The sequence below is a fragment of the Salipiger abyssi genome (genome assembly GCF_017311415.1).
Taxonomy (GTDB): Bacteria; Pseudomonadota; Alphaproteobacteria; order Rhodobacterales; family Rhodobacteraceae; genus Salipiger; species Salipiger abyssi_A.
Map to the genome: position 1 here is coordinate 264,233 of NZ_JAEKIS010000006.1, position 26,234 is coordinate 290,466.

The window sequence follows — 26,234 nt, forward strand, 5'->3', positions numbered from 1 at the left end:
AGAAGGGGGCGCCGATGACTCCGATCTCGCTGATCATCGCCATTCCGGACAGAAGCCTGCGGCGCAGGCTTGCGCAGGAGATGGGGAGCTCGCCCCAGATCGAAGTGATCGCCGAGACCCACGATCTCATGACCACCTATGCCGATGTGGAAGAGCGTGAACCGATGGCAGTGCTGATCTCCGGGCAGCTGGCGCGCCAACCGGAATTCGAGGTGATGCGCGCGCTCTTCGCCACGCTCGATGTGCGCTGGCTGGTGATCACCGAGCGCCCAGACACCGGCGCGCGTGCGCCGGATTCGCCCTGGGGGCGCAGCTCGGACCTGTTCGCAGTGGACACCGGCGCGCCGGCCAGTCTGCTGGTCGAGACCCTGTGCAGCCTCACCCGCACCGCGCGGCGCCCTGGTCGCGCACCCTCTCCGCCCCTCGGCACACGCGCCCCGGCGCAGCCGCGGGGCGAGGCGCCGTCGCTCGGCCACAGCAACCGCTTCATCCTGATCGGCGCCTCCACCGGCGGGGTCGATGCGCTGCTGACCGTGCTCTCCGCCTTTCCCGCAGATTGCCCGCCCACCTTCATCGTGCAGCATACCGGCGGCGGATTCGGCGAAAGCCTGACGCGGCTGCTCGACCGGCAATGCGCCGCCGAGGTCCGGCCCGCGCGCGACGGCGACCGGATCGGGCACGGGCAGATCGCGCTTGCCGCGGGCAGCCGGGCGCATATGCGCCTCGCCGGCGGCAAGCCGATGCGCATCGTGCTGGAGGCGGGTGCGCCGATCTCCGGCCATATGCCCTCTGTCGATGCCATGTTCCACTCCGCCGTGCCGGGGGCGCAGCGGGCGGTGGCGGCGCTGCTGACCGGCATGGGGCGCGATGGCGCCGAGGGGCTGAAGGCGCTGCTCGACGCCGGCGCGGCGACGATCGCGCAGGACAAGGCCACAAGCACCGTCTACGGCATGCCGCGCGCGGCGATGCAGCTCGGCGCGGCTCAGATCAGCCTGCCGCTGCAAAAGATCGGCCCGGCGATCCTGCACGCCTGCGCCAAAGAAGACACAGGGACCGGCAAGAGGGTGGCAACGAAATGACGCATGCGGCGGAAAAAATCGAAAACGTGATCCAGGGCGAGTACCGCATTTCGGACGATCCGACCTGCGTGCTCTCGACGGTGCTCGGCTCCTGCGCGGCGGTCTGCCTGACCGATCCGGTCGCAGGCGTCGGCGGCATGAACCATTTCCTGCTGCCGCACCGGGCCGGACGCGATGGTGAGGATGTGCGCTATGGCGCCTATTCGATGGAGCTGCTGATCAACGGGCTCCTGAAACGCGGCGCGCGCAAAAACCGGATGATCGCCAAGCTCTTTGGCGGCGCCAAGATGCTCACCCAGCTGCGCGATATCGGCGATTCCAACGTCGCCTTCGCCCGCGAATTCCTTCAGAACGAGGGCATCCCCGTCGCCTCGGAAAGCACCGGCGGCAATGCCGCGCGGCGAATCCGCTTCTGGCCGACCGATGGCAGGGTGAAACAGTTCATCGTGCCGGGCGAGGTCGAGCGCGTGGCACCGCCGGTCGCCGCCCCGGCGCCGCCGTCGCATGGCGAAATCGTGCTGTTCTGAGCCCCGCCGCTCAGATCGGATCTATCTGCTGGAAGGCGTTGCGCAGCGCCTCGGACCAGGCGGCGCTCATCCGGGCAAAGCCCTCGTCATCCGGCTCGATCCGGCGGCGGCGACCGATCTTGAACGCATCCGCCTCGATAATGGCGAGGTCGAGCGGCATGCCGACACTGAGATTCGACCGCAGCGTCGAATCCATCGACAGCAGCACCGCCTTCTCGGCATCGGCCATGCCGGTGCCGGGCTCGATCACCCGGTCCAGGATCGGCTTGCCGTATTTATGCTCGCCGATCTGCAAGAACGGCGTGTCGGCGGTGGCTTCGATGAAATTGCCTTCGGGATAGATCAGGAACATGCGCATCGGCCCACCCTTGCGCTGCCCCGCTACGATCATCGAGGCGGTGGCGCCCTGGCTCATGCGCTCCATCCGCGCCGCAACCTCGGAGGTAACATCCGACAGCATGCTGCCGACGATCTCGGCCACCTGCAACATGGTCGGCGCGGTCAGGATCGACTTGCCGCTTTCGGGGTCGTCAATGGCGTCGGTCAGCCGCGCCATGGTGGTCTGGGTGATCGACAGCGAGCCCGCCGTCATGATCCCGATGGCGCGCTCGCCCGGTTTTTCGAAGAGAAACATCTTGCGGTAGGTCGCGATATTGTCGAGCCCCGCATTGGTGCGCGTGTCGGAGAGCAGCACCATGCCCGCGTCAAGCAGCAATCCAACGCAATAGGTCATTCCCGAATCCCCTGAAGCAACCTGCCCCGCCCCGGCTATAGTGCCGCGCGGCGCACCGGGCAATGGGGGCAAGGCGCCGCGCGCCGCCGCATCACTGTGCCTGCTGCTGGCCCGGCGCCGCCGTCACGACGACCTCGACCTTGAGATGTTCCTCCGGCGTGCTGCCCTGCACCACACCGCGAATCGGAGCCGCGTCCTGCGCATCGAAGCCCGAACCGAGGCGGATATAGCGCTCGTCCGGGCAGCAGCGGTTGGACGGATCGAAGCCGACCCAGCCCAGATCGGGCACGAAAAGCTCGGCCCAAGCATGGCTGGCCTCATGCGGCTTGCCGTCCTCGTCCACCTGCAAATAGCCGGTGACATAACGCGCCGGAATGCCCGCCACATGCGCGACGGCAATCAGCGCATGGGCGTGATCCTGGCATACGCCCTTGCCGCCCGAGAGCGCCTCGGCGGCGGTGGTGTGCGGCTTGGTCTCGCCCGGTGCATATTCGATGGCCTCGGCGACCGCGCCCGACAGCGCGTGGGCGCGGTCGAGATCGGTGGCCGATTTCATCCCCTCCAGCGCCGAAGCCGAAAGCTCGCGCAGATCGTTGTCCGGGCGGATGAACCGGGTGGAGCGCAGATAGAGCGAGGCCGGCCCCTTTTCGCGATGATCGCGCAGCACGCCAAAGAGATCGACGGTCTCGACCTCGCCGGTCACCTCGACGGTCAGCTCGTCGAGCGGGCCGCGCCAGCTCGCCAGCGCCGTGCGGTCGCCGGCGCCGTCGGTGAACTCGGCGCCGCGCAGGGCGCCTTCGGTCTTCACCTCCCAGGACAGCAGCTTTTGCGAGGCGCAATCGGCCGGCCAGAGCCGCAGCGACTGCACCACCCCGCGCACGGGATGGTCGAAACGGTAATGGGTGATGTGGCGCACACTCAGTTTCATGCCGGCATCCCATGCAGATAGACATCCTGGACGGTGATCGCGAGCCCCGCGTTGCGCGCCATGAAGCGCCCGAGGAATTCATGCAGCCCCTCGTCGAAGATATCCTCGACCGTGGCGCGGCTGAGATCGTCGAGCAGCTGATGCGCCACGTCCTGAGCGCGGGTGCCGGTCTGGTAATTCTCAGCGATATTGTCGAGATGCTCGCAACTCCACCGCACGCAGGACAAAAGCGAGCGCGGGAACTTGCGGTTGAGGATCAGCAGATGCGCGATCTTCTGCGCGGTGATCTCGCCGGTATAGGTCCAGTTGAAGGCGCGCTGCGCGGTCATCGACTGCAAGAGCAGCGCCCACTGGCTCTGATCGAGCCCGGAGCCGACATAGGACAGCGACGGCAGCAGCACGTAATATTTCACGTCGATCAGCCGCGCGGTGTTGTCGGCGCGCTCGACCGAGGTGCCGATGCCCATGAAATCGTAGCCGTCATTGCGCAGCTGCGTCGCCTGGATGCAGCCCCGCACCAGATGACAGGTGCGCAGCGTCCATTCGCTGAGATCGCTCAGCATGAGCTTGCTGCGCTCGGTGCGCTGGAGCTGCTTGAGCTCCTGAAAGGCGGAGTTGATCGCATCCCAGACCGGCGCGGTCAGCGCGGTGCGCACCACGCGGGCATTCTCGCGCGCGGCATTGATGCAGGAGAGCACCGAGGACGGGTTCTCGGCATCGAAGAACAGCCAGGTCTCGATATTGCGCTGGTTCGGCTCGCCGTATTTCTCCTTGAACTCCTCCAGCGTGCCCTTGGCCTGAAGCACGGCCTCCCAGTCGTTGCGATAGCCGCCGGAGGGATCGGGCAGCAGCGCGTTGCGGGCGCCCACTTCCAGCAGGCGCGCGGTGGTTTCGGCGCGCTCGAGATAGCGGGCCATCCAGTAAAGGTGATCTGCGGTGCGGCTCAGCATGTCGTCTTCACTCCGCCAGGACCCAGGTGTCTTTCACGCCCCCGCCCTGCGAGGAGTTCACCACCAGCGAGCCTTCGGTCAGCGCCACGCGGGTCAGCCCGCCCGGCACGAGTTCGATCTTTTCGCCCACCAGGCAGTAGGGGCGCAGATCCACATGGCGCGGCGCGATACCCTCTTCCACGAAGGTCGGGCAGGCCGAGAGCGACAACGTCGGCTGCGCGATATAGTTTTCGGGGTTTTCGCGGATCTTGGCCTCGAATGCCTCGATGGTGGATTTGTCCGATTTCGGCCCGACCAGCATACCGTAGCCGCCCGATCCGTGCACCTCTTTCACCACCAGCTCCGGCAGATGTTCGAGCACGTATTTGCAATCGTCCTTCTTGGCGCATTGCCAGGTGGGCACGTTTTCCAGCACCGGTTCCTCGCCGAGATAGAAGCGGATCATGTCCGGCACGTAGGTATAGATCGCCTTGTCGTCGGCCACGCCCGCGCCCGGCGCAGAGCAGATCGTCACCCCGCCCGAGCGGTAGACATCCATCAGCCCCGGCACGCCCAGCATGGAATCGGGCCGGAAACACAGCGGATCGAGGAAACTGTCGTCGATCCGGCGATAGATCACATCGACTTTCTTGGGGCCCTCGGTGGTCTTCATCCAGACGAAATCGCCTTCGACGAAAAGATCCTGCCCCTCGACCAGCTCGACCCCCATGAGATCGGCCAGGAAGGAATGTTCGTAATAGGCGGAGTTGAACTGGCCGGGCGTGAGGATCACGATATTCGGCTCGCTCATACATTTCTTGGGCGCGACCGAAGCCAGCGTCTTTTTCAAGAGCCCGGCATAGCCATCGACCGGTGCGATGCGGTTCTCCATGAAGAGCTGCGGATACATGCGCATCATGATTTCGCGGTTCTGGAGCATATAGCTCACACCCGAGGGGGTGCGGCAGTTGTCCTCCAGGACGTAAAACTGATCCGGCCCGGTGCGCACCAGATCGACGCCGACGATATGGCTGAACACACCCTTGGGCGGCATGAAGCCGACGGCGGCCTTTTCATAGGCCTCGTTATTGGTGACCAGATGTTCGGGGATGCGCCCGGCGCGGATGATCTCGCGCCGCCCGTATACATCGCAGAGAAAGGCGTTCAGCGCCGCGGCCCGTTGTCGGATCCCACGGTCGAGCTTGCGCCATTCCCCGTCGGTCAGCACCCGGGGGAACATGTCGAACGGAATGAGCCGCTCGGGATCGCCACCCTCGCCATAGACGGCAAAGGTGATCCCCACCCGCCGGAACAGCGCCTCGGCCTCGGATTGCTTGAGGCTTCGGAGCTCCGCAGGCATGGAGCGATACCATTGTTCGAGATTTCGATAGGCGGCGCGAACGTCTTCGCCATTCATCATTTCATTGAAGATCGGGGCTTGCTTAGCGCTCATTGTGTTCCCTTCGCTCTGCGCCTCAAACTCCACGTTTCCGGGCGAGAGGAAAAGGCCCGCCACGAAAATTTTGTCCCTCACATGGAGCGTCGCCCAATTCTTGGGCATCGCCAACACTCGAATCCCGAGAGGCTCGCCTCAGGGCTGTTTTTCGTACTTATCATGAAAATTATGCAAGCAATCGAACACATTTTAAGCACAACGCGCAATATTCGCCCACAAAGCAAGCAAAACCTCCGACTGAGAGACACCTTTCGGAAATTGACGTGGAGGCAGTTCGGCGCTCCGCTAAGCATCTGGAGTGCTCCAGAGAGGGCATAACAACGGGGATGCTCCGACGCGACGGCACAAAAGCCTGCTCCGTCGGCGCGAAACAAAAACGAAGCGGCGAGCAGTCATTTTCTGCCCCGCCCGACCGGTGACGGCGGGCGGCGACGGGAGGATCGCGCCGCGCAAAAGGGATGAGTTCTTATGATTAAATCGCTGAAATTGTCGGGTGTGGCCGCCGCCGCCCTGTTCGCGGCCGGCACGGCCTCGGCACAGGACGTGTCCTGCCCGATCAAGGTGGGCGTCCTGCACTCGCTTTCGGGCACGATGGCAATCTCGGAGACCACACTGAAAGACACGATGCTGATGCTCGTCGAGGCGCAGAACGAGAAAGGCGGCCTGCTGGGCTGCGAGCTCGAGGCTGTGGTGGTCGACCCGGCGTCCGACTGGCCGCTCTTCGCCGAAAAGGCGCGCGAGCTGCTGACCGTGCACGATGTCGACGTGATCTTCGGCAACTGGACATCCGTGTCGCGGAAATCGGTGCTGCCGGTGATCGAAGAGCTGAACGGCCTGCTCTTCTACCCGGTGCAGTACGAGGGCGAGGAAAGCTCGAAAAACGTGTTCTACACCGGTGCCGCGCCGAACCAGCAGGCGATTCCGGCGGTGGATTACTACCTGGAAGAGCTGGGCGTCGAGAAATTCGCGCTGCTCGGCACGGACTATGTCTATCCGCGCACAACCAACAACATTCTGGAATCCTACCTCAAGGACAAGGGCATTCCCGAAGAGGACATCTTCGTCAACTACACCCCGTTCGGCCATTCCGACTGGGCGACCATCGTCGCCGATGTCGTGGCGCTGGGTGAGGACGGCAAGCAGGTGGGCGTGGTCTCGACCATCAACGGCGACGCCAATATCGGTTTCTACAAGGAACTCGCCGCCGCCGGCATCTCCGCCGACGACATTCCCGTCGTGGCCTTCTCGGTGGGCGAAGAGGAACTTTCCGGCCTCGACACCTCGAACCTGGAGGGCCATCTCGCCGCGTGGAACTACTTCATGTCCGCCGACACGCCGGCCAATGCCGAATTCATCGAGCAGTGGCATGCCTTTATCGGCGATGACGCCCGCGTCACCAACGACCCGATGGAAGCGCATTACATCGGCTTCAACATGTGGGTGAACGCAGCGACCGAGGCCGGCACCACCGATGTCGACGCGGTGCGCGAAGCGATGTGGGGCCAGGAATTCCCGAACCTGACCGGCGGCACCGCCGTGATGGGCGTGAACCACCACCTCGCCAAGCCGGTGCTGATCGGCGAGATCCGCGCCGATGGTCAGTTCGACATCATCAGCCAGACCGATCCGGTGCCGGGCGATGCCTGGACCGACTTCCTGCCGGAATCCGCGGTGCTGAAGTCCGACTGGAAAGATCTCGAATGCGGTATGTACAACACCGAGACCTCGACCTGCGTGCAGATCAAGTCGAACTACTGATCTGACACCAAAGCGGCGGGCGCGCAGCTCCCTTTCGTGCCCGCCGTCCCAACGATCGTCCCTCTCCTCCGCAAAGGCTCTCCATGCTGCGTGCGTTCTTTCTCGCCTTCGCGCTTGTTCTCTGTCTCTGCCTCCCCGGCGCCCGGGTAGAGGCGCAGACACAGGATCTCCAGTCGATCCTCCAGACCCACGCGGACGAGGTCGCGAGCCCCGGACGGCGCAGCGTCGGCACGGTGATCGACGCGCTTGTCGCCTCCGGCCTGCCCGCGGTGCCGCAGTTTCTCGAACGCTGGGCCGACCGCAGCGTCTATCAGCGCGAAAGCGACGGGCTGTTCTACTATGCCAAGGAGAACGGCGACACTTATTCGCTTACCGACATCTCCACCGGCGCCGACGCGGGCACCGCGCCAAGCGCCGAGATGACCGAGATCCGCCCCAATGGCGGCGTCCGCCGGGTCATCGCCACCGCGCTGGTGCAGTTCCAGCTCTCCGATCCCGATATCGCCCGGCGCCGCGACGCGCTCGACGCGATCTCCCGCAGCCCCGAGGCCGATCAGCTCGAACCGCTGCGCGCCTCCATCGAGGGCGAGACCGATGACGATCTGCGCGCCCGCAAGGAACGCCTCGCCGGCATGCTCGCCGCCCGCTACGGCGACACGCCCGAAGAGCGCATCGCCGCCATCGAGGCGCTTTCCGGCGCGCTTTCGGTCGATGTGCGCGCGGTGCTGAACCAGATCCTCTCCTCCGACACCGCCGTTGCCGCCGCCCTGCCCGAGGGCGCCAATATCGCCCGCACACTCACGCCGGGTGAGGATCTCACCGAGGCCGAGGCCTATGCCCAGCTCGTCGCGGCGGATCTCGCCCCCGCCATCCAGAGCCGCGACCAGATCAAGGCGGCGCTCACCGCGAACATCGCCGACGGCCGTGTCGGCGGCGTGCCCATCGGCGCGCTCAACACCGAAGACGGCCGCGCCCGCGCCTATGCGGCGCTGGCCGGGGCCGGCACCGTGCCGCCGCTGGTCACCGAAGAGGACCGCAACGCCGCCCTCGCCGCGCATGTGTTCTACGAGGAATACGAAGAGCCCGACGCCGCGATCACCGATGCCGCCCGCGAAGCGCTGGACGAGGTCGAGACCCGCGTCGCGATGAACCAGGCGCTGGATCTCGGGCTCGATGCGCTGTCGCTGGCCTCGATCTATTTCCTCGCCGCCATCGGGCTGGCCATCACCTTCGGCGTGATGGGGGTGATCAACATGGCGCATGGCGAGTTCATCATGATGGGCGCTTATACCGGCTATGTGGTGCAGCAGATCATCCCCGATTACACGGTGAGCATCATCGTCGCCCTGCCGCTGGCCTTTGCCGTTACCTTCGGCGCCGGCGTGGCTATGGAGCGGCTGGTGATCCGCTGGCTCTATCACCGCCCGCTCGAGACGCTGCTCGCCACCTTCGGCATCTCCATCGCGCTGCAACAGCTCGCCAAGAACATCTTCGGCACGCAGGCGCGCCCGCTGACCTCGCCCTCCTGGCTGGATGGCGCCTGGGTGCTGAACGACGTGGTGAGCATCGCCAATATTCGTATCGCGATCTTCGTGCTGGCGCTGATCTTCCTCGGGCTGATCCTCTTCGTGCTGAACAAGACCCGGCTCGGACTGGAGGTCCGCGCGGTGACGCAGAACCCCGGCATGGCGGCTTCGATGGGCATCAACCCCGACAAGATCAACATGCTGACCTTCGGCCTCGGCTCCGGCATCGCCGGCATCGCGGGCGTCGCTATCGGGCTTTACGCCAAGGTCACCTCCGAGATGGGCGCCGATTACATCGTGCAGAGCTTCATGACCGTGGTCGTGGGCGGCGTCGGCAATGTCTGGGGCACGCTCGCGGGCGCCGGGCTGATCGGCATCCTCCAGAAGGGAATCGAGTTCCTCAACCCGTCCAACACGCTGGCGGCGCAGACCTATATGATCCTCTTCATCATCCTCTTCATCCAGGTCCGCCCCAAGGGCATCGTCGCCCTAAAGGGCCGCGCAGCAGGAGACTGAGCATGAGCGCCCTTTTCTCCATCCTCACGCCCGGCCCCGCCCTCCGGCCTGCCTCCGGCGGGGATATTTCCGGCCAATGGAAATCCAGAGCACAGCCCCTGTCTTCCATTGGCTCCAAATATCCCGGGGGGACGCGAGCCCCGGCTCGCGGAGGGGGCAGCGCCCCCGCCCTTGCAGAAGGACAGCTGCCGTCATGACCCGACAGACCTTTCTTACGCAGAATCGCTCGATCTTCTGGTTCCTGCTGGCACTCGCCGTCTTCGTGCTGATCGTCACCGTGCTGTCGGAAGCGACGGGCAACGGCATGATCTCCACCAGCTTCGTCAAGACGCTGGGCAAGACGCTCTGCCTGATGCTGGTCGCGATCGCCATGGATGTGGTCTGGGGCTATACCGGCATCCTCAGCCTCGGCCACATGGCGTTTTTCGGGCTCGGCGGCTACATGATCGGCATGTGGCTGATGTATGCCCGGACCGAGATCATCGTCGCCGAAAGCCTCCGCGCCGCCGCCATCCCCCCGACCCCGGAGGAGATCCACGACGCCATCGGCACGCAGATCTTCGGCGTGGTGGGCAGCTCGGATTTCCCGCTGATCTGGGCCTTCGCCTCCAGCTTCTGGGCGCAGCTCGCGCTGGTGGTGCTGGTGCCGGGTGTGCTGGCGCTGGTCTTCGGCTGGCTCGCCTTCCGCTCGCGCGTCACCGGCGTCTACCTGTCGATCCTGACCCAGGCGATGACCCTGGCGCTGTCGCTCTATCTCTTCCAGAACGACAGCGGGCTGCGCGGCAATAACGGGCTTTCCGGGCTGCAAAACCTGCCCGGGCTCGACGCGGTGCCGCAATCGCAAGTCTCCATCGCCTTCTTCTGGGCCTCGGCGGTGGCGCTGGGGCTGGGCTATGTGCTCTTTGCCTGGGTGGTGTCGGGCAAGATGGGCTCGGTGATCCGGGGCATCCGCGACAATGAGAGCCGGGTGCGGTTTCTCGGCTACCATGTGGAGAGCTACAAGCTCTTCGTCTTCACCCTGACCGGCATTGTCGCGGGCATCGCGGGGGCGCTTTATTACCCGCAGGCGGGCATCATCAACCCCAACGAGATCGCGCCCATCGCCTCGATCTATCTCGCGGTCTGGGTTGCCATCGGCGGGCGTGGGCGGCTTTACGGCGCGGCGCTCGGCGCGGCCTTCGTGTCGCTGCTGTCGAGCTGGTTCACCGGCGGCGGCGTGCCGTCTATCCCGCTGGGCTTCTACACGATCCAGTGGACCGACTGGTGGCTGGTGCTGCTGGGGGTGAGCTTTGTCGCGGTCACGCTGCTGGCGCCCAAGGGCATCGGCGGGCTCTTCGACCTGATCACCGCGCGCCACGCGGTGCCCGAGCGGGTCGGCGATTTCGGCCCCGACAAGGGCGCGCGGCGCACGGTCGAAGGCGAGGAGGAACGGTAATGGCCACGCTTCTGGAAATGTCCGGCGTCTCGGTGAGCTTCGACGGGTTCAAGGCGATCAACAATCTGAGCTTTCAGATCGGCGAGCCGGAACTGCGCGCCATCATCGGCCCGAACGGCGCCGGCAAGACCACCTTCATGGACATCATCACCGGCAAGACCCGGCCCGACGAGGGCAAGGTGATCTATGGCGAGAAATCCATCTCGCTGCTGAAGATGAGCGAGAGCCAGATCGCCATGGCCGGCGTCGGGCGCAAGTTCCAGAAACCCACGGTGTTCGAGGCGCAGACGGTGCGGGAAAACCTCGCCATGGCGCTGAAGAACAAGCGCGGGCCCTTCGACGTGCTGCTCTATCGCAAGACGACGCGCGGCGCGGAGCGGATCGGGGAGCTGGCCGAGACCATCGGCCTCACCGAGCAGCTGCCGCGCGTGGCCGGCGAACTGAGCCACGGGCAGAAACAGTGGCTCGAGATCGGCATGCTGCTGGCGCAGGATCCGCGCCTCTTGCTGGTCGACGAGCCCGCCGCCGGCATGACCCCCGCGGAGCGCGAGCACACCACCGACCTGCTGAAACGCGCGGCACGGAAACATGCGGTTGTCGTGGTCGAGCACGATATGGAGTTCATCCGCCGGCTCGACTGCCGGGTGACGGTGCTCTGCGAGGGCTCGGTGCTGGCCGAGGGCTCGCTCGATCATGTGACCTCGGACCCGCAGGTCATCGAAGTCTATCTGGGGCGCTGATCGTGGGGCGCGCCAAATCTTTTCGAAAAGATTTGCAAATTCCTTCGAAGGAATTTGCATCCGGAGGCATGCCATGCTGAGCGTCGACAACCTCACCCTGCATTACGGCCAGAGCCAGATCCTACACGGCATCTCGCTCTCTGCCGAGCCCGGCAAGGTCACCGCCGTGACCGGCACCAACGGTGTCGGCAAGACCTCGCTGCTGAAGGCCATCGCCGGGCGCCACCCCTATTCCGGCGGCACCATCACGCTCGACGGCACGCCGCTGAACCATCTCAACGCCTTTCAGGCGGGCCGCGCCGGCATCGCCTATGTGCCGCAGGGGCGCGAGGTGTTTCCGCTGATGACCGTGCAGGAGAACCTCGAAACCGGTTTCGCCTGCCTGCCGAAATCCGAGCACAAGATGCCCGAGCATATTTTCGATCTCTTCCCGATCCTCAAGGATTTCCTGCACCGGCGCGGCGGCGATCTCTCCGGCGGGCAACAGCAGCAGCTTGCCATCGCAAGGGCGCTGATCACCAAACCCCGCGTGCTGCTGCTCGACGAGCCGACCGAGGGTATCCAGCCCAATATCATCCAGCAGATCGGGCGGGTGATCTCGCAGCTGCGCGACGAGGGCGGCATGGCGATTGTGCTGGTGGAGCAGTATTTCGATTTCATGTGGGGGCTCGCCGACAGTTTCGTCGCCGTGCAGCGCGGCGCGGTGTCGCTGGCCGGCAAGGCAGGCGAGATCGACCGCGAGGCACTGCTGGCCAAGGTTTCTATCTGACCAAGCCCCCGGAAATGCCCGCGAAATTTCTGCACTGCGGCGGATTTTCCGCTTGCTCAAAACGCTTTGAGCGCCAATTCTCCCGCTCGGGAGATTTGTTTGCATGCTGCCAAAGGCAGAGATCCGCGACCGCACCGTAAATCCCGCGCCGCAAGGCGCGGGGCCGGTTGACGAAAGCGTTCGCGACGCTCGGCGCTCCCTCTCTCCAAGGCTTTTTCCGTCCCGCCCCGACCTCGGGCGCGGGGCGATTTCCGTGTTTCCGACATCCAGTGACAGGAGGACCTCATGAAAACGATTCGCACGCCGCTGATGGCCAGCGCCGCCATGGCGCTGGCGCTGAGCGCCGGGGCCGCAGGGGCGGAGACCATCCGCTTCTGGACCACCGAGGAGCAGCCCGAACGGCTGGCCCGGCAGGAGGCGATGGCCGCCGCCTTTTCCGAGGCCTCCGGCCATGAGGTCGAGGTGATCCCCGTCACCGAAAGCGATCTCGGCACCCGCGCCACCGCCGCTTATGCGGCGGGCGACCTGCCCGACGTGATCTATCATCCGCTCTCCTATGCCCTGCCCTGGGCCGAGGCCGGCATTCTCGACCCCGACGCCGCCTCCGATGTGATCGAGGATCTGGGCGCCGACACGTTCGCGCCGGGCGCGCTGAACATGGCCTCCTTCGATGGCGGCTATGCCTCGGTGCCCGCCGATGGCTGGACGCAGATGATCGTCTACCGCGCCGATCTCTTCGAGGAGGCCGGGCTCGAGCCGCCGACCTCCTATGCCAATGTCGAGGCGGCGCTCGACGCGCTGCACAACCCGCCGGAGATGTACGGGTTCGTCGCCGCGACCAAGGTGGACGAGGCCTTCATGTCCCAGGTTCTGGAACATGTCTTCCTCGCCAATGGCGTCTCGCCGGTGGGGCCGGACGGGTTTGCGCCGCTGGATGAGGCCAAGACCACCGAGGTGCTGGAATTCTACAAGACCATCGCCGAGGCCTCGCCTCCGGGCGATCTCTACTGGGACCAGTCGCGCACGCTCTATTTCTCGGGCAACGCCGCGATGATCATCTGGTCGCCCTTCATCCTCGACGAGCTGGCGGGCCTGCGCGACAGCGCGCCGCCCACGATCAATGACGATCCGACCTCGCCGGAGCTCGCCTCGAAAACCGGCATCGTGACCAATTTCTCGGGGCCGTCGAACCCCGATGGCGCCGCCTGGGCTTCGGTCAACATGTTCGGCATCACCGGCGATGCCTCCACCGACGCGGCCATCGACTTCGTGAAATACTCGATGGACCAGGGCTATGTCGACACGCTGGCCATCGCGCCCGAGGGCAAGTTCCCGATCCGGCGCGGCACCGAAGACGACCCCGAAGCCTTTGTCAGCGCCTGGTCCGAGCTGCCGGTGGGCGTCGACCGCAAGGCGCCGCTGGGTGAGCTCTATCCGCAGGAGATGATCGACGAGATCGTCGCCGGGCTCGACGTGGCGCAGCGCTGGGGCGTCGCGGACGGGCAGCTCGCGCTGGCCTCCAAGATGATCAATTCCCAGGTCGTGAACCGCGTGGTGCGCGAGTTCATCGACGGGCAGATCGACGCCTCCGCCGCCGTGGCGGAGCTGAACGAGGAGCTGGGCGCGATCGACTGATCGCCCTGCCCCGGGGCTTCCGCGCGGAGGTCCCGGGGCAAGCCCGGGACGGGAGTATCTCATGACCGACGCTGTGCCCCCCACCGGCACCGGCCCGCTGGCCAAACGCGAGGCGCGGCTGGCCTGGGGCCTGCTGTTTCCGACGCTGGCAGCGGTGTCGCTGGTGGTGATCCTGCCGCTGATGGCGGTGTTCTGGATCAGTTTCAAACCGGTGGGGCTCGCCAATCTGCGCCCGCCCACCCCCATCGTGCGCGAGGATATCCGAGGCGATCTGGAGGCGCCGGGCGACGCCGCCACGCTGCGCTACCGGCTGCGCAACTCCTCGCAGGACCAGCCCATTCTGGGCGTGGCGCTGAGCGATGCCTGGCCCGAGGGGCTGGAGGCCGGCGAGCTGGACCCGCGCTGCGCCATCGCGGAGGGGCGGCTTTCGTGCGATTTCGGCGACTGGGAGGGCGGCGCGCGCGAGCAGATCCGCATTCCAGTGACCGCGACGGAGGCCTATTTCGCCGGTCCCGGCGCCACGGCGAGCGACCCGGCTCTGACCGGTCAGGCGCAGAACGTGCTGACGAGCTTCGAGTTCACGCTGGAGAATTTCGCGCAGGTCTTTGACGGCTCGGAATTCTGGGCGGTGCTGGGGGTGACGCTGTTCTACACAATCTTTGGCACGCTGGGCGCGCTGATCATGGGGCTTTTCGCCGCCATGCTGCTCAACAAGAGCTTCAAGGGACAGGGCATCCTGCGCGGGCTCTATCTCTTTCCCTATGTGGCCCCGGTGATCGCCGTGGCCTTTGCCTGGATCCTGCTTTTCGATCCGTTCTCGGGCTCGGCCAATGCGCTGCTGATCCAGATGGGCGTGAGCGAGGGCGCGATCAATTTCTTCGGCGAGCGGCCGCTGGCGCTGATCATGGTGACGCTGTTCGAGATCTGGCGCTATTTCCCGCTGTCGTTCCTGTTCATCCTCGCCCGCATGCAGAGCATCGACCACGACATGTACGAGGCCGCCGATATGGACGGCGCCTCGCCCTTCCAGAAATTCTGGTATCTGTCGCTGCCGCAGCTTCTGGGGATCCTGTCGGTGCTGTTCCTGCTGCGCTTTATCTGGACCTTCAACAAGTTCGACGACATCTTCCTGCTGACGGGCGGCAATGCCGGCACGCGGGTTCTGACGGTCAATGTCTACGAGCAGGCCTTTGCGCTGTCGAATATCGGTGCGGGGGCCGCGGTGGCGGTGGTGATCTTTGCCTGCCTGCTGCTCTTCTCGCTGTTCTTCTTCAAGGTCATGAGCCGGGAGGAAGGGCTGTGAGGGCGCGCGTTACACCCTGCGGAACGCCCGGCCACGCGGTCGGATTTTTGCGTATTTGGAAAGAGAAGACGATGCGGAGGGCGGCATGAAGACCCTGAGACACGGCTATGTGACGGCGCCGGTGCTGGGGGCGCTGTGGTGTTTCGTCATCGCGGTGACCGTGGCGGTGGCGATGAGCTTTGCCACCGGCGCGCCGTTCCGGCCCTCGCCGATCCTGTCGCTGATCTGGGGGGCGGGCATCGGGTTTGCGGCGCTCTTCGGGGTCGTGGCGCTCTGGGGCGCGGCGCTGGCGGTTGCAGCACTGGGGATCGTGGGCATCGGCCCGATGGCTTCCGGAGACGGCACCAGCCTCGTGGCGCTGGCGGTGGGCCATGGCGCCTTGGCGCTCTTCACCGCTCTGGGGGCGCGCAAGATCCTCGAGGAATGCCGGATCGGCGCGCTCACCCGGCACGAGTTCGAGGAGGCGGTGATCCGGTTCCTGACGGGTTTTGGCTATATCTTCTTCACCGCCATCGTGCTCATCCCCTTCTATGTGATGGTGATGACCAGCCTGAAGAACCAGGCGGAGCTGATGGCAAACCCGCTGGATTTCTCCATCGACCTCACTCAGGGCTGGGGGCTCCTGCGCAGCTATGGCGAGCTGATGACCGAGTACGGCTTCGGCTCCTATCTCTGGACCAGCTTCTATGTCTCGGTGCTGACCGTGCTGATCACGCTGGCCTTCGCCATTCCCGGCGCCTATGCCGTGGCGCGGCTGCGCTTTCGCGGACAGGCGCTGTTTTCGCGCTCGATCCTGCTCATCTACATGGTGCCGATGATCGTGCTGGCGCTGCCGATCTATATCGCCTTTTCGATGACGGGGCTGCGCAACACCATCTTCGGCATCGTGATCATCTACCCGGTGACGACGATCCCGGTGGCGCTCTACATGCTTCAGGGCTATTTCCGCGGGCTGCCGGCAGAGATCGAGGAGGCCGGGCTGATGGACGGTCTGAGCCGCCTCAAGGTGATCTGGAAGATCACCCTGCCGCTGTCGCTGCCGGCGCTGGCCTCGGTCTCGCTCTACGTCTTCATGATCGCCTGGAACGAGTTCCTGCTGGCCTTCATGCTGCTTGACGATCCGTCGAAATTCACCCTGACGCGGGGGATCGCCTCGCTCAACTCCTCCGAGGTGCCGCGCCAGCATCTCATGGCCGGCGCCGTCATCGCCACGGTGCCGATCATGGTGCTGTTCCTGGGGCTGGAGCGCTTCATGACCAAGGGGCTGACGGCGGGGAGCGTCAAGGGGTGAGACATGGTTTTGCATCGCAAAATGAAAGACGCCGGGGGCGTATTTCAAATGTCGAACGCGCCGGGCAGCCGCACGGCGCCGGGAGGAGCGCGCCGTGAGCGATAGTCTCGACGAAAAGGCCCGCGCGGTGCTGCGCGGCAACGACCGGGGCGGCTATACGGTGCCGACCGACATGCTCTATCCGTTCCAGTGGAACTGGGACAGCGCCTTTGCCGCCTGGGGGTTTTCCACCTTCGACAATGCGCGGGCGTGGCGCGAGCTGGAGACGCTCTTTGCGGCGCAATGGAAGGACGGAATGGTGCCGCATATGGTGTTCCACGACGACGCGCCGGGATACTTTCCGGGGCCGGAGGTCTGGGGCGCGGGCGGCGAGGTGCCGACCTCGGGGATCTCGCAGCCGCCGGTCGCCGCGACGCTGGCGCGGATGATCTGGGAGGGCGATCCGGAGGCCGGGGAAGCGCCGATGCGGGCGCTCTATCCCAAGCTGAAGGCCTGGCACCGCTGGTGGATGGAGACCCGCTGCGGCTCGGGCGCGGTGGCGGTGTGCCACCCGTGGGAATCGGGCCGCGACAATTGCCCGGACTGGGATGTCGGGCTGGCCAATGTGGATGGCTCCGGCGCGGGCGAGTACGCGCGCCGCGACGCGGCGCAGGTGGATGGCGAGCAGCGTCCCACCAAACAGGAATACGACCGCTATCTGGCGCTGGTGCGGTTCGGCAGGGAGTGCGGCTGGGATCAGGCGCGGATCGTGGCCGACTGCCCCTTCCTCATGGCCGATCCCGGCATCACCTTCATTCTCATCCGCGCCCATGACGATCTGGCCGCGATCGGCCGCGCGCTCGGCGAGGATGTGGCGGAGATCGAGGCCTGGGCGGCGCAGCTCCGCGAGGGCATGCAGACGCTCTGGAACCCGGCGCTCGGCGCCTATGACGCAAAGGATCTGCGCAGTGGGCAATGGGCGGGTGTGATCGGCTCGGGCGCCCTGCTCTGCTGGCTGGCGCGCTGCGAGAGGCACGAGATGGAGGCGCATCTCGCCCGCATGTGGGACGCGGTGACCTATGGGCTGCCCTCCTCGGATCCGGAGGCGGCGAGCTTCGAGCGCAAGCGCTACTGGCGCGGGCCGGTCTGGCCGCAGATGAATGCGCTGATTGCGCTGGGGTTTCTCAGCGCCGGCAAGGACTGGGACGAGGCGCGGCTGCGCGAGGAAAGCGCGGCGCTGATCGAGGCCTCGGGCTTCCGCGAATATTTCGATCCGATGGATGCCGCCCCCTGCGGCGGCGATAATTTCACCTGGACCGCCGCGGTGTGGCTGGCCTGGGCGGGGAGGTAAGACAGACATGGCAAGCATCGAGCTGAAAGCCGTCGAGAAATGGTATGGCGACGCGCAGGTCATCAAGGGCGTCGATCTGGATATCGAGGAAGGCGAGTTCGTCATCTTCGTCGGCCCCTCGGGCTGCGGGAAATCCACCCTTCTGCGGATGATCGCCGGGCTGGAGGAGACCTCGCGCGGGCAGATCCTGATCGGCGGCAAGGATGCGACCTCGGAGCCGCCGGCGCGGCGCGGGCTGGCGATGGTGTTCCAGAGCTACGCGCTCTACCCGCATATGTCGGTGCGCGAGAATATGGGGTTCTCGCTGAAGGCGGCGGGAGTACCCAGGGACGAGATGGCCGCCAAGGTCGACGAGGCGGCGCGGGTGCTGAAGCTCGAGGCGCTGCTCGACCGGCGGCCGAAGGATCTGTCTGGCGGGCAGCGTCAGCGGGTTGCCATCGGGCGCTCCATCGTGCGCGATCCGACGGCGTTTCTCTTTGACGAGCCGCTCTCCAATCTCGACGCGGCGCTCCGGGTGGAGATGCGCTATGAGATCGCCAAGCTGCACCAGTCGCTGCAATCGACGATGATCTATGTGACCCACGACCAGGTGGAGGCGATGACGCTGGCCGACCGCATCGTGGTGCTGGAGGCGGGCAAGGTAAGCCAGGTGGGCACCCCGCGCGAACTTTACGAGCGGCCCGGCAACCTCTTCGTCGCGCAATTCATCGGCTCGCCCAAGATGAACGTCTTTCCCGCCGCCACCGCCGGGCTGCGGCTGGAGACGCCGTTGCCTGCGGAGGCCGAACATTTTGGCATCCGGCCCGAGCATATCGTGCTGGGGGCACCGGGCTCGGGGCAGATCGACGGCATTGTGGATGTGGTCGAATATCTCGGCGCCGACACCTATGTGATCGTGGATTGCGAGGGCGCGGGCAAGATCACCGTGCGCAGCCATGGCGATGCCGGGCTGGCGCCGGGCGAGACCTGCGGGCTCGGTTTCGAACCCGGGCAGACGCATGTGTTCGACGCGGCGGGGCTGGCGATCCGCGGGTGAAGTGGTTTGACGCAGCGGACCCCGTGATGTGTCGCGGGTGCGGCGGGCAGAATTGCCCACCCTACGGATCCGCCCCCCTCCCGCCCCGGACTTGATCCGGGGCCTCCGGGTTTGGCGCGGCGGCACCCGTTCCATTTGAAAGATCAATCCCCGCACATCATGGCGCATGGGCAGCCATACCCACACATGCTAGAGGCGGCATAGCGTTCAAGGAGTGCCGCCCATGAAGCCCCCCAGCCTGCCCCTGACCCGAGATCTGGTGCTGATCGGCGGCGGGCATACCCATGCGCTGGTGCTGCGCATGTGGGGTATGGATCCGCTACCCGGCGCCCGCGTCACGGTGATCAACCCCGGCCCGACCGCGCCCTATTCCGGCATGCTGCCGGGCTTTGTCGCCGGGCATTACAGCCGAGAGGCGCTGGATATCGACCTCGTCAGGCTCGCCCGTTTCGCCGGCGCGCGGGTGGTCCTCGGCGCCGCCGAGGGCATCGACCTCGCCGCCCGGCAGATCCATGTCGCCGGACGCCCGCCCATCGGCTTCGACGTGGCTTCGGTGGATATCGGCATCACCTCGGCGATGCCCGATCTTCCGGGTTTTGCCGACCACGCCATCCCCGCCAAACCGCTCGGCGCCTTCGCCAGCGCTTGGGCGACCTTTCGCGCGCGCAGCGGCCCGGCCTCGGTCGCGGTGATCGGCGGCGGCGTGGCGGGCGCCGAGCTCGCCGCCGCCATGGCGTTTTCCCTGAGAACGCGCGGCCGCGCCGCCGAGGTCCATCTTATCGACCGGAACACCGCCCTCTCCGCCCTGCGCCCACAGGCGGCGGCCAGGCTGCGCGGCGCGCTCACCGCACAGGGCGTCACCCTGCACGAGCACGCCAGTATCGCCGAGGTCACCGCAACCGGCCTCACGCTGGACAACGGGCACCGGATCGCTGCGGATTTTGTCACCGGCGCCGCCGGCGCCCGCCCCTATGGCTGGCTGCGTGAGACCGGGCTGGCGCTGCAAGACGGCTTCATCGCCGTCTCGCCCACGCTGCAAAGCGCCGACCCGGATGTCTTCGCCGCCGGCGATTGCGCCCATCTCACGCAGAGCCCGCGCCCCAAGGCCGGGGTCTATGCGGTGCGCGAGGCGCCGATCCTCTTCGACAACCTGCGCAAACGGCTCTCGGGCGAGGGCTCTCCCCGCCGCTATCGCCCGCAAAAGGATTATCTCAAGCTGATCTCGCTGGGCGAAAAATCCGCCCTCGGCGACCGCTTTGGGCTGGCGCTTTCCGGGCCGCTCATGTGGCGCTGGAAGGATCGTATCGACCGCAGGTTCATGGCGAAATTCCAGGCCCTGCCGCAGATGCCCCAGCCGCCCCTGCCGGTGCCCCGCGCCGCCGGCAGCGCCGAGGCGCTCGGCGACAAGCCCATGTGCGGCGGCTGCGGCGCCAAGGTCGGGCGCGATGCGCTCTCGGCGGCGCTGTCGCACCTGCCCGCACCGCAACGCAGCGATGTCACCGTCCTGCCCGGCGACGATGCGGCGCTGCTGCATACCGGCGGCACCCGTCAGGTGCTGACCACCGACCATCTGCGCGCCTTCACCGCAGACCCGGTGGTCATGGCCAGCATCGCCGCCGTGCATGCGCTTGGCGATATCTGGGCGATGGGCGCGGCGCCGCAGGCCGCCACCGCCAGCCTCACCCTGCCCCGCATGTCCGAGGCGCTGGCCGAACGGACGCTGACCGAAATCCTCACCGCAAGCTCTGCAATCTTCCGCGGCGCCGGCGCCGAGATCGTCGGCGGGCATTCCTCCATGGGCGACGAGCTGACCATCGGCTTCACCATCACCGGGCTTTGCGAGGCGGCGCCGATCACCCTCGCGGGCGCGCAGGAGGGCGACGATCTGGTGCTGACCAAACCGCTGGGTTCCGGCGTGATCATGGCCGCCGAGATGGCCGGAGAGGCCAGCGGCGACTGGGTGGCAGAGGCGCTGACCAGCATGACCCGACCGCAGGGCGACGCGGCGGCGCTGCTGAGCGGCGCGCATGCGATGACCGATGTCACCGGGTTCGGCCTCGCCGGGCATCTGCACGGGATCTGCCTGGCCTCGGGCAAAAGCGCCGAGCTTGTCCTCGACGCGATCCCGCTGCTGCCCGGCGCCGAAGAGCTGGCCGAAAAGGGCATCCGCTCCACCCTCTATCCAAAGAACCGCGCCGCCGTTCCGGGGCTGAGCGCCGAAAGCCCCCGCGCCGATCTGCTCTTCGATCCGCAAACCGCCGGCGGGTTGCTCGCCGCGATCCCGGACGGCGCCGCGCGCGTGGCCGAGCTGCGCGCGCTCGGCTTCGGGGCGGCGGTGATCGGCAGGATCTCCGGCGACTGGCCCGGTCACATCTCGATCGTCTGAAGCCGCTCGGCGATGCGGTCGGCCAGCGTATCGAGCGCCGCCTCATCCAGCGCCGGCGTCTCGAACCGGTCCAGCACGCGCGGCGCGAAGACCGTCATGGATTTTTCATAGGCCGGGTCGTAGTGATCCTCGGCCAGCGAGCGGCACAGCGCCAGCCGCTCGCCCGCGTCGATCAGCGCGCCCCAGCGATCCACCAGCGCGTGCCCGCGATGAAAGCGCAGCGGGTCGAGCATCTGCTTCAGTCGCACCCCGTCCGAGAGGATGTCGTCATAAGCGGCATCGAGATATCCCGCCCGCGCGTCCAGAGGTGCCGTGACCTCGATCCAGGGCGCCTGTTTCATCGCCTCCCAGAGCGAGGGCGGCAGCAGGATCTGCCCGATCTTGCTGCTCTCCGCCTCCACCAGCACCGGGCGCGCCGGATCGAGCGCGCTCAGCGCCTGCGCCAGCCCGGTCTCGAAGCCCTTCTGGCTCGGCTGCCCGCCCGGCATCTCGCCCAGCAACGAGCCGCGATGCCGCGCCAGCCCCTCCAGATCGACCACCTGCACCCCGCGCGCCGCCAGACGCGGCAGCAGCGCGGTCTTGGCGGTGCCGGTATAGCCGCCGAGCTGGATCAGCCGATACGGCAAAGGGCTGTCGTAGAGCGCCCCCGTCACCAGCCGTCTGTATGTGCGATAGCCGCCCTCCACCGCCTCGGCACGCCAGCCGATCTGTTGCAGCATCCAGGCGAAGGAGCCCGAGCGCTGCCCGCCGCGCCAGCAATAGACCAGCGGTCGCCAGCCGCCCTCGTGATGCGCCAGCGGCCCCTCGATATGGGCGGCGGCATTGCGGAACACCAGCGCGGCGCCGAGCTTGCGGGCGAGAAACGGGCTCTCCTGCTTGTAAATCGTGCCCACGCGGGCGCGTTCCTCATTGTCGAGCACCGGCAGGTTGATGGCGCCGGGCACATGATCCTCGGCGAATTCCGCCGGGCTCCGCACGTCGATTACGGTGTCGAACCCGTGGTCGAGCAGAGCCGAAAGGGAAGGAAAGGAGCGCGCCATGGGGTCAGATCTACCCTGCCCTCGTGACGGAGAAAAGCCGGATCGCGCAAAGCTCGGCATGATGCGGTTTTTTCGTCGAAAACCCTCTGGACACCGGCGCGGCGCTCGGCTATCCCCCCTGCACCCGAAGGGCGCTGCCCTTCTCCCGTGCCCGGGTAGCTCAGGGGTAGAGCAGTGGATTGAAAATCCTCGTGTCGGTGGTTCGATTCCGCCCCCGGGCACCACGAAACCTCTTAAGTTTCAATATTTCTTAGAGACTTAGGGGAATACACATATTTCGCATCCACCCTCTTGTCCACCTTCTTGCCTCTGGCAGTCGAATGATGACGGCACGATGTGCACTTACGTGCAACTGGCACCGGCCACGTACCATAGCGGTTCGTCGAGATGCCTAGCATACAAACCACAAAAATGAAGAAGCTGCTCTTAATATACTGCGGCCACTCCAAACCGCGGTTCAGCCGCCGTATGCAAGTCATGCAACGAGAGGTGCGCAAGCGGCCTCCTGCTATCGATATCTTGCAGCTCGTTCACTCGGGCTCTACGTTTCCCATCAAGCCCGACGGCACCGTGGCCGTTCTCCCAGTGCGCTGAGATATCAATGCAAACGACATCCCTCGCGGCACTCATCGACGGCTGGAACGTCGAGGAATGCAGGATAGTCTGCGAGGGTCATGGTCGTTTGGCAAATGATCTCGCTGTGCTGAACCGTCTTCGTGGCGCTTTGGGCCATGTCCTCGCGCAATCTGCCTCGGACGAAGCGCTGACCGGCAAGCCGTGTCCATTCGACCCTCCCTGCGCCTTCGACCTCTTTCACAACAACCAAGGCCACATGACCGCGGGGCTCGAGATACCCAAGCCCTTCGTGTTGCTATCCGACAACCTCGACGGAGATCTCTCGGTCGCGATCCGGCTATTCGGTCATTCCAACGCATGGGCGCCCGAGTTCATGGCCGGGCTGATCTCGGCGGCGCGACGCGGGATCAGGATGCAAGGGCAACAGCTGTCGTTTCGGGTCACGCATGCTGGGCGACGCAAACTCGCCCCGCCATCCGTGACGGCGCAAAACGGCCCGATCGTGCTGCGCACTCTGACACCGATCTTGCGCAAATCAGACGCCCGAGCACAAGGTTCTCCCCGGCCGATACCGCAGGACGAGGCGGAGATGCTCGCCGAATTTCTCGTCTCGACGCTGACCGGGGTCGGGAACCGGATATCGGGCCTGGCGCAATGGCACCAGCGGGTGCTCGACCTCGACAGCACGTCCTTGAAGGCCGAGGCGCGCGCCCTGTCACGCGACGCTGCTATCGAGGGCAAGCTGTCAAGGCGTTCCTTCGGCAAAAAGAAGGGCCGGCAGGGGTTCGACGGGACCGTCGCCCTACCCTGGGCCTCAGCGGATCTGCGCGGCCTCTTGGGCCTGTCAGCGTTCGCCCATATCGGCGCGGACACGGCCATGGGTGCAGGCAGGGTATTGGTCGGCACGGAGGATTCCACCTGAGCATATCCTCCCCTTCCACGCGGTCATGTCGCCAGCACATGGTTTTGATAAATACGACAATTACGACGAAGTCTCAATCCGCTTCCACGCGGTCATGTCGCCAGCACTTGCCAAAGAGGTTTGCCAACTTGCCGCCGAGGTCTCAATCCGCTTCCACGCGGTCATGTCGCCAGCACGGAGGAGAGCAGAAGCCTATGTCCGTGCAAGAGTCTCAATCCGCTTCCACGCGGTCATGTCGCCAGCACAGGGTGCGCCGCGCCGAAAGCGACAATGAGTCTCAATCCGCTTCCACGCGGTCATGTCGCCAGCACTGAGCTTCCGCAAATATCTATAGATACTTTGGTTTTGATTTGTCAATCCAAGCGATAAAGGCAATCTTGCCGCTTCCGATCCCCCAAAACGAAATTTCTTAACAGAAATCCCAGAATACATATATTTGCTAGATAGATAGAGTTTATCCAAGCAGGAATCGCTCATGTCGCCCACTATTTTCCACCGGATGACGTCATTCGGCGCGCTCAGCTTGGCATGGGATCGGGTGCGTCGCAACGCGGGCTGTTCGGGCGGCGACGGCCAGACCATCGACCAGTTCGCCCAAATCGCCACCGACAGCCTGCGCGTTCTCTCCGGCAAACTGCGCAACGGCCACTATCGGCCTCGCCGGCTTCGCCATCACCTCGTCCCGAAACCGGACGGCAGCCAGCGCCCGCTGGCCATTCCAAGCATCAGCGACCGCATCGTGCAGACGGCCTGCGCGCAGGCGCTCGGCCCGCTGCTGGAACCGGAATTCCACCCGGACAGCTACGGCTATCGACCGGGACGCTCAGTCCAGATGGCGGTCGATCGCATCGGCGCGCTGCGCCGCGCAGGGCATGTGTGGGTTGTCGAAGCCGACATCGACCGTGCTTTCGAACATGTACCCCATGCCCCGATCCTCGATGCGCTGGACAGGCTGATCGGGGAGCCGCAGATCACCGATCTGATCGCGCACTGGTTCGAACACGCGGCACAGGACAGGGGCACCCCGGGGCGCGGGCTCCCACAGGGATCGCCGCTTTCACCTCTCCTGTTCAACCTGTTTCTCGATGGGCTCGACGAGCGTTTCGATACGCCCGATATTCGCATCGTCCGCTTTGCAGACGATTTTCTGCTGCTCGCCACATCCGAAACCGCGGCCCGCGCGGGCCTTTCCCGGGCAAAGCTCTGGCTGGCCCAGCATGGGCTCGACCTTAACGAAGAGGGCAGCCGCGTGGTGACATTCGACCGCGGATTTGCATTTCTCGGCAAGCTTTTCGTCCGCTCGCTCACCCTGCCCGAGCCGGATGAGGACGCTGATCCGGAAACCGCCGCGATCCTGCGCGAGCTGGCAGAGGAAGACGCGGAAGAGGCCGCTGCCGAGGCGGCCGGTCACGATAGCGGGGCGCGCATCCTCTACATGATGGAGCCTGGGCGGCGGCTCGCGGTGACCGGGCGCAGCTTTTCCGTCCGCGGCAAGAACGATGCCGAGCTGTTGCGCCTGCCCCACGCCCGTGTCGACCGGATCGAGATCGGCCCGGCAATCGAGCTCGACGCCGAACTGATGCGACATGTGCTGGCCACGGGCACCGAGCTGGCGCTGGTGCGCGGCGACGGCGAGACGCTGGGTCAGCTTTCGCCCCCGGTGGCAGCCCGCGCATCTCTGCATCTGGCGCAGGCGCGCGTCTGCCTCGACCCCGCGCTCGCAACGGACCTGGCGCGGCGCATCGTCGATGCCCGGCTACGCAACCAGCGGGCACGGCTCCACGTTCTGAACCGCACGCCGCGCCGCGACGATGTGGTGCGGGCCAGCAAGGAGATCGGCCGTATCCTTCGCAAGCTGCCCCAGGCCGAAGATGTCGCCGCCCTGCGCGGGCATGAGGGCCGCGCGGCGGCGGTCTACTGGCCCGCCCTCGGGGCGCTTTGCGAAGGCGAGCCGCAACCCTTTCGCCGCAGCCGCCCGGCGAGCACGCCTTTGAATGCGGCAATCAACTATCTGTCCGCGATGCTGGAGCGCGATATGCGCTCTGCGGTTCTGGCAGCCGGGCTGCACCCCGGTTTCGGCGTGTTGCACAGCCCTGCGGACCGGCACGACGCCTGCGTCTGGGATCTGCAAGAGGGGTTCCGCGCGGCGCTCGGCGAGGGGCTGGCCGTCGGATTGTTCAGCCGCAACCGCCTGCGCGCCGTAACCGACCGATTGGGGCCGCCTGCCTGAGGCTGGGGTTCCGAGGTAAGACACGTGCATAACGACGTCGTTATGCACGTGTCTTATTCGGAGGAGCCATGCTGGGCGAGGTTCTGGGT

20 protein-coding genes and 1 tRNA gene are annotated in these 26,234 nt (G+C 65.9%); 16 read left to right on the top strand and 5 right to left on the bottom strand.

The window, feature by feature from the left end; translation table 11 throughout:
• Positions 1-14: 14 nt before the first annotated feature.
• Positions 15-1,079 (top strand): CheB methylesterase domain-containing protein, encoded by a 1,065-nt coding sequence (locus I6N89_RS10990; RefSeq protein WP_207018484.1) that lies wholly within the window; start codon positions 15-17, stop codon positions 1,077-1,079.
• Positions 1,076-1,606, top strand: a complete 531-nt coding sequence (locus I6N89_RS10995) for a chemotaxis protein CheD (RefSeq protein WP_207018485.1) — start codon at positions 1,076-1,078, stop codon at positions 1,604-1,606. The genes I6N89_RS10990 and I6N89_RS10995 overlap by 4 nt, the downstream gene beginning before the upstream one ends.
• Before the next feature lie 10 nt (positions 1,607-1,616).
• Here I6N89_RS10995 and I6N89_RS11000 read toward each other — a convergent pair whose 3' ends face one another.
• The 4 genes from I6N89_RS11000 to I6N89_RS11015 all read right to left on the bottom strand — a co-directional run bounded on the left by I6N89_RS11000 (position 1,617) and on the right by I6N89_RS11015 (position 5,649).
• Positions 1,617-2,339 (bottom strand): peptidase, encoded by a 723-nt coding sequence (locus I6N89_RS11000; protein ID WP_207018486.1) that lies wholly within the window; start codon positions 2,337-2,339, stop codon positions 1,617-1,619.
• 91 nt (positions 2,340-2,430) lie between these two features.
• A complete protein-coding gene (locus I6N89_RS11005; protein ID WP_207018487.1) occupies positions 2,431-3,267 on the bottom strand; it encodes a transglutaminase family protein in 837 nt (278 codons plus the stop codon).
• Complete coding sequence (locus I6N89_RS11010; RefSeq protein WP_207018488.1) at positions 3,264-4,217, bottom strand: alpha-E domain-containing protein; 954 nt, start codon at positions 4,215-4,217, stop codon at positions 3,264-3,266. Before I6N89_RS11010 ends, I6N89_RS11005 begins: the two co-directional genes overlap by 4 nt.
• A gap of 7 nt (positions 4,218-4,224) precedes the next feature.
• Positions 4,225-5,649, bottom strand: coding sequence for a circularly permuted type 2 ATP-grasp protein (locus tag I6N89_RS11015; protein ID WP_236016550.1), 1,425 nt, complete (start codon positions 5,647-5,649; stop codon positions 4,225-4,227).
• Positions 5,650-6,120: 471 nt separating this feature from the next.
• Here I6N89_RS11015 and urtA point away from each other — a divergent pair, with 471 nt between their 5' ends.
• The 11 genes from urtA (at position 6,121) to selD (ending at position 21,377) form a co-directional block, all read left to right on the top strand.
• Positions 6,121-7,410, top strand: coding sequence for an urea ABC transporter substrate-binding protein (gene urtA, locus I6N89_RS11020; protein WP_207018489.1), 1,290 nt, complete (start codon positions 6,121-6,123; stop codon positions 7,408-7,410).
• Positions 7,411-7,493: 83 nt separating this feature from the next.
• Positions 7,494-9,452, top strand: coding sequence for an urea ABC transporter permease subunit UrtB (gene urtB / locus I6N89_RS11025; protein WP_207018490.1), 1,959 nt, complete (start codon positions 7,494-7,496; stop codon positions 9,450-9,452).
• A 193-nt stretch (positions 9,453-9,645) separates the two neighbouring features.
• Complete coding sequence (urtC, locus tag I6N89_RS11030) at positions 9,646-10,887, top strand: urea ABC transporter permease subunit UrtC (RefSeq protein ID WP_207018491.1); 1,242 nt, start codon at positions 9,646-9,648, stop codon at positions 10,885-10,887.
• A complete protein-coding gene (urtD, locus tag I6N89_RS11035; protein ID WP_207018492.1) occupies positions 10,887-11,627 on the top strand; it encodes an urea ABC transporter ATP-binding protein UrtD in 741 nt (246 codons plus the stop codon). Before urtC ends, urtD begins: the two co-directional genes overlap by 1 nt.
• Positions 11,628-11,700: 73 nt before the next feature.
• A complete protein-coding gene (gene urtE, locus I6N89_RS11040) occupies positions 11,701-12,396 on the top strand; it encodes an urea ABC transporter ATP-binding subunit UrtE (RefSeq protein WP_207018493.1) in 696 nt (231 codons plus the stop codon).
• A 285-nt stretch (positions 12,397-12,681) separates the two neighbouring features.
• Entirely contained in the window at positions 12,682-14,031 is a 1,350-nt protein-coding gene (locus I6N89_RS11045; RefSeq protein WP_207018494.1) for an ABC transporter substrate-binding protein, read from the top strand.
• Positions 14,032-14,092: 61 nt separating this feature from the next.
• A complete protein-coding gene (locus tag I6N89_RS11050) occupies positions 14,093-15,334 on the top strand; it encodes a carbohydrate ABC transporter permease (protein ID WP_207018495.1) in 1,242 nt (413 codons plus the stop codon).
• 85 nt (positions 15,335-15,419) lie between these two features.
• Entirely contained in the window at positions 15,420-16,625 is a 1,206-nt protein-coding gene (locus I6N89_RS11055; protein ID WP_207018496.1) for a carbohydrate ABC transporter permease, read from the top strand.
• 94 nt (positions 16,626-16,719) lie between these two features.
• Positions 16,720-17,955 (top strand): MGH1-like glycoside hydrolase domain-containing protein, encoded by a 1,236-nt coding sequence (locus I6N89_RS11060; RefSeq protein ID WP_207018497.1) that lies wholly within the window; start codon positions 16,720-16,722, stop codon positions 17,953-17,955.
• A gap of 7 nt (positions 17,956-17,962) precedes the next feature.
• Positions 17,963-18,991, top strand: a complete 1,029-nt coding sequence (locus tag I6N89_RS11065) for an ABC transporter ATP-binding protein (RefSeq protein WP_076695940.1) — start codon at positions 17,963-17,965, stop codon at positions 18,989-18,991.
• 223 nt (positions 18,992-19,214) lie between these two features.
• Positions 19,215-21,377, top strand: coding sequence for a selenide, water dikinase SelD (gene selD, locus I6N89_RS11070; protein WP_207018498.1), 2,163 nt, complete (start codon positions 19,215-19,217; stop codon positions 21,375-21,377).
• Here the strand turns inward: selD and mnmH are convergent.
• On the bottom strand, positions 21,359-22,417 hold the full coding sequence (gene mnmH, locus I6N89_RS11075) for a tRNA 2-selenouridine(34) synthase MnmH (protein ID WP_207018499.1): 1,059 nt from the start codon (positions 22,415-22,417) through the stop codon (positions 21,359-21,361). The genes selD and mnmH overlap by 19 nt on opposite strands.
• A gap of 149 nt (positions 22,418-22,566) precedes the next feature.
• On the opposite strand from mnmH, the gene I6N89_RS11080 reads away from it, so the two are divergent.
• From I6N89_RS11080 to cas1, 3 genes are all read left to right on the top strand, one after another.
• Positions 22,567-22,641, top strand: a tRNA-Phe gene (locus I6N89_RS11080).
• Between the two features lie 377 nt (positions 22,642-23,018).
• The gene (locus I6N89_RS11085) at positions 23,019-23,915 is read left to right on the top strand and encodes a CRISPR system precrRNA processing endoribonuclease RAMP protein Cas6 (protein WP_207018500.1); all 897 of its coding nucleotides are present in this window, start codon (positions 23,019-23,021) and stop codon (positions 23,913-23,915) included.
• Between the two features lie 475 nt (positions 23,916-24,390).
• Complete coding sequence (cas1, locus tag I6N89_RS11090; RefSeq protein ID WP_207018501.1) at positions 24,391-26,145, top strand: CRISPR-associated endonuclease Cas1; 1,755 nt, start codon at positions 24,391-24,393, stop codon at positions 26,143-26,145.
• Positions 26,146-26,234 lie beyond the last annotated feature (89 nt).

What these genes read in the sequence shown, in the direction of transcription:
- I6N89_RS10990 (WP_207018484.1), top strand. Translation starts at nt 15, where the DNA reads ATGACTCCGATCTCGCTGATCATCGCCATTCCGGACAGAAGCCTGCGG.
- I6N89_RS10995 (WP_207018485.1), top strand. Translation starts at nt 1,076, where the DNA reads ATGACGCATGCGGCGGAAAAAATCGAAAACGTGATCCAGGGCGAGTAC.
- I6N89_RS11000 (WP_207018486.1), bottom strand. Translation starts at nt 2,339, where the DNA reads ATGACCTATTGCGTTGGATTGCTGCTTGACGCGGGCATGGTGCTGCTC.
- I6N89_RS11005 (WP_207018487.1), bottom strand. Translation starts at nt 3,267, where the DNA reads ATGAAACTGAGTGTGCGCCACATCACCCATTACCGTTTCGACCATCCC.
- I6N89_RS11010 (WP_207018488.1), bottom strand. Translation starts at nt 4,217, where the DNA reads ATGCTGAGCCGCACCGCAGATCACCTTTACTGGATGGCCCGCTATCTC.
- I6N89_RS11015 (WP_236016550.1), bottom strand. Translation starts at nt 5,649, where the DNA reads ATGAGCGCTAAGCAAGCCCCGATCTTCAATGAAATGATGAATGGCGAA.
- urtA (WP_207018489.1), top strand. Translation starts at nt 6,121, where the DNA reads ATGATTAAATCGCTGAAATTGTCGGGTGTGGCCGCCGCCGCCCTGTTC.
- urtB (WP_207018490.1), top strand. Translation starts at nt 7,494, where the DNA reads ATGCTGCGTGCGTTCTTTCTCGCCTTCGCGCTTGTTCTCTGTCTCTGC.
- urtC (WP_207018491.1), top strand. Translation starts at nt 9,646, where the DNA reads ATGACCCGACAGACCTTTCTTACGCAGAATCGCTCGATCTTCTGGTTC.
- urtD (WP_207018492.1), top strand. Translation starts at nt 10,887, where the DNA reads ATGGCCACGCTTCTGGAAATGTCCGGCGTCTCGGTGAGCTTCGACGGG.
- urtE (WP_207018493.1), top strand. Translation starts at nt 11,701, where the DNA reads ATGCTGAGCGTCGACAACCTCACCCTGCATTACGGCCAGAGCCAGATC.
- I6N89_RS11045 (WP_207018494.1), top strand. Translation starts at nt 12,682, where the DNA reads ATGAAAACGATTCGCACGCCGCTGATGGCCAGCGCCGCCATGGCGCTG.
- I6N89_RS11050 (WP_207018495.1), top strand. Translation starts at nt 14,093, where the DNA reads ATGACCGACGCTGTGCCCCCCACCGGCACCGGCCCGCTGGCCAAACGC.
- I6N89_RS11055 (WP_207018496.1), top strand. Translation starts at nt 15,420, where the DNA reads ATGAAGACCCTGAGACACGGCTATGTGACGGCGCCGGTGCTGGGGGCG.
- I6N89_RS11065 (WP_076695940.1), top strand. Translation starts at nt 17,963, where the DNA reads ATGGCAAGCATCGAGCTGAAAGCCGTCGAGAAATGGTATGGCGACGCG.
- selD (WP_207018498.1), top strand. Translation starts at nt 19,215, where the DNA reads ATGAAGCCCCCCAGCCTGCCCCTGACCCGAGATCTGGTGCTGATCGGC.
- mnmH (WP_207018499.1), bottom strand. Translation starts at nt 22,417, where the DNA reads ATGGCGCGCTCCTTTCCTTCCCTTTCGGCTCTGCTCGACCACGGGTTC.
- I6N89_RS11085 (WP_207018500.1), top strand. Translation starts at nt 23,019, where the DNA reads ATGCAAACGACATCCCTCGCGGCACTCATCGACGGCTGGAACGTCGAG.
- cas1 (WP_207018501.1), top strand. Translation starts at nt 24,391, where the DNA reads ATGTCGCCCACTATTTTCCACCGGATGACGTCATTCGGCGCGCTCAGC.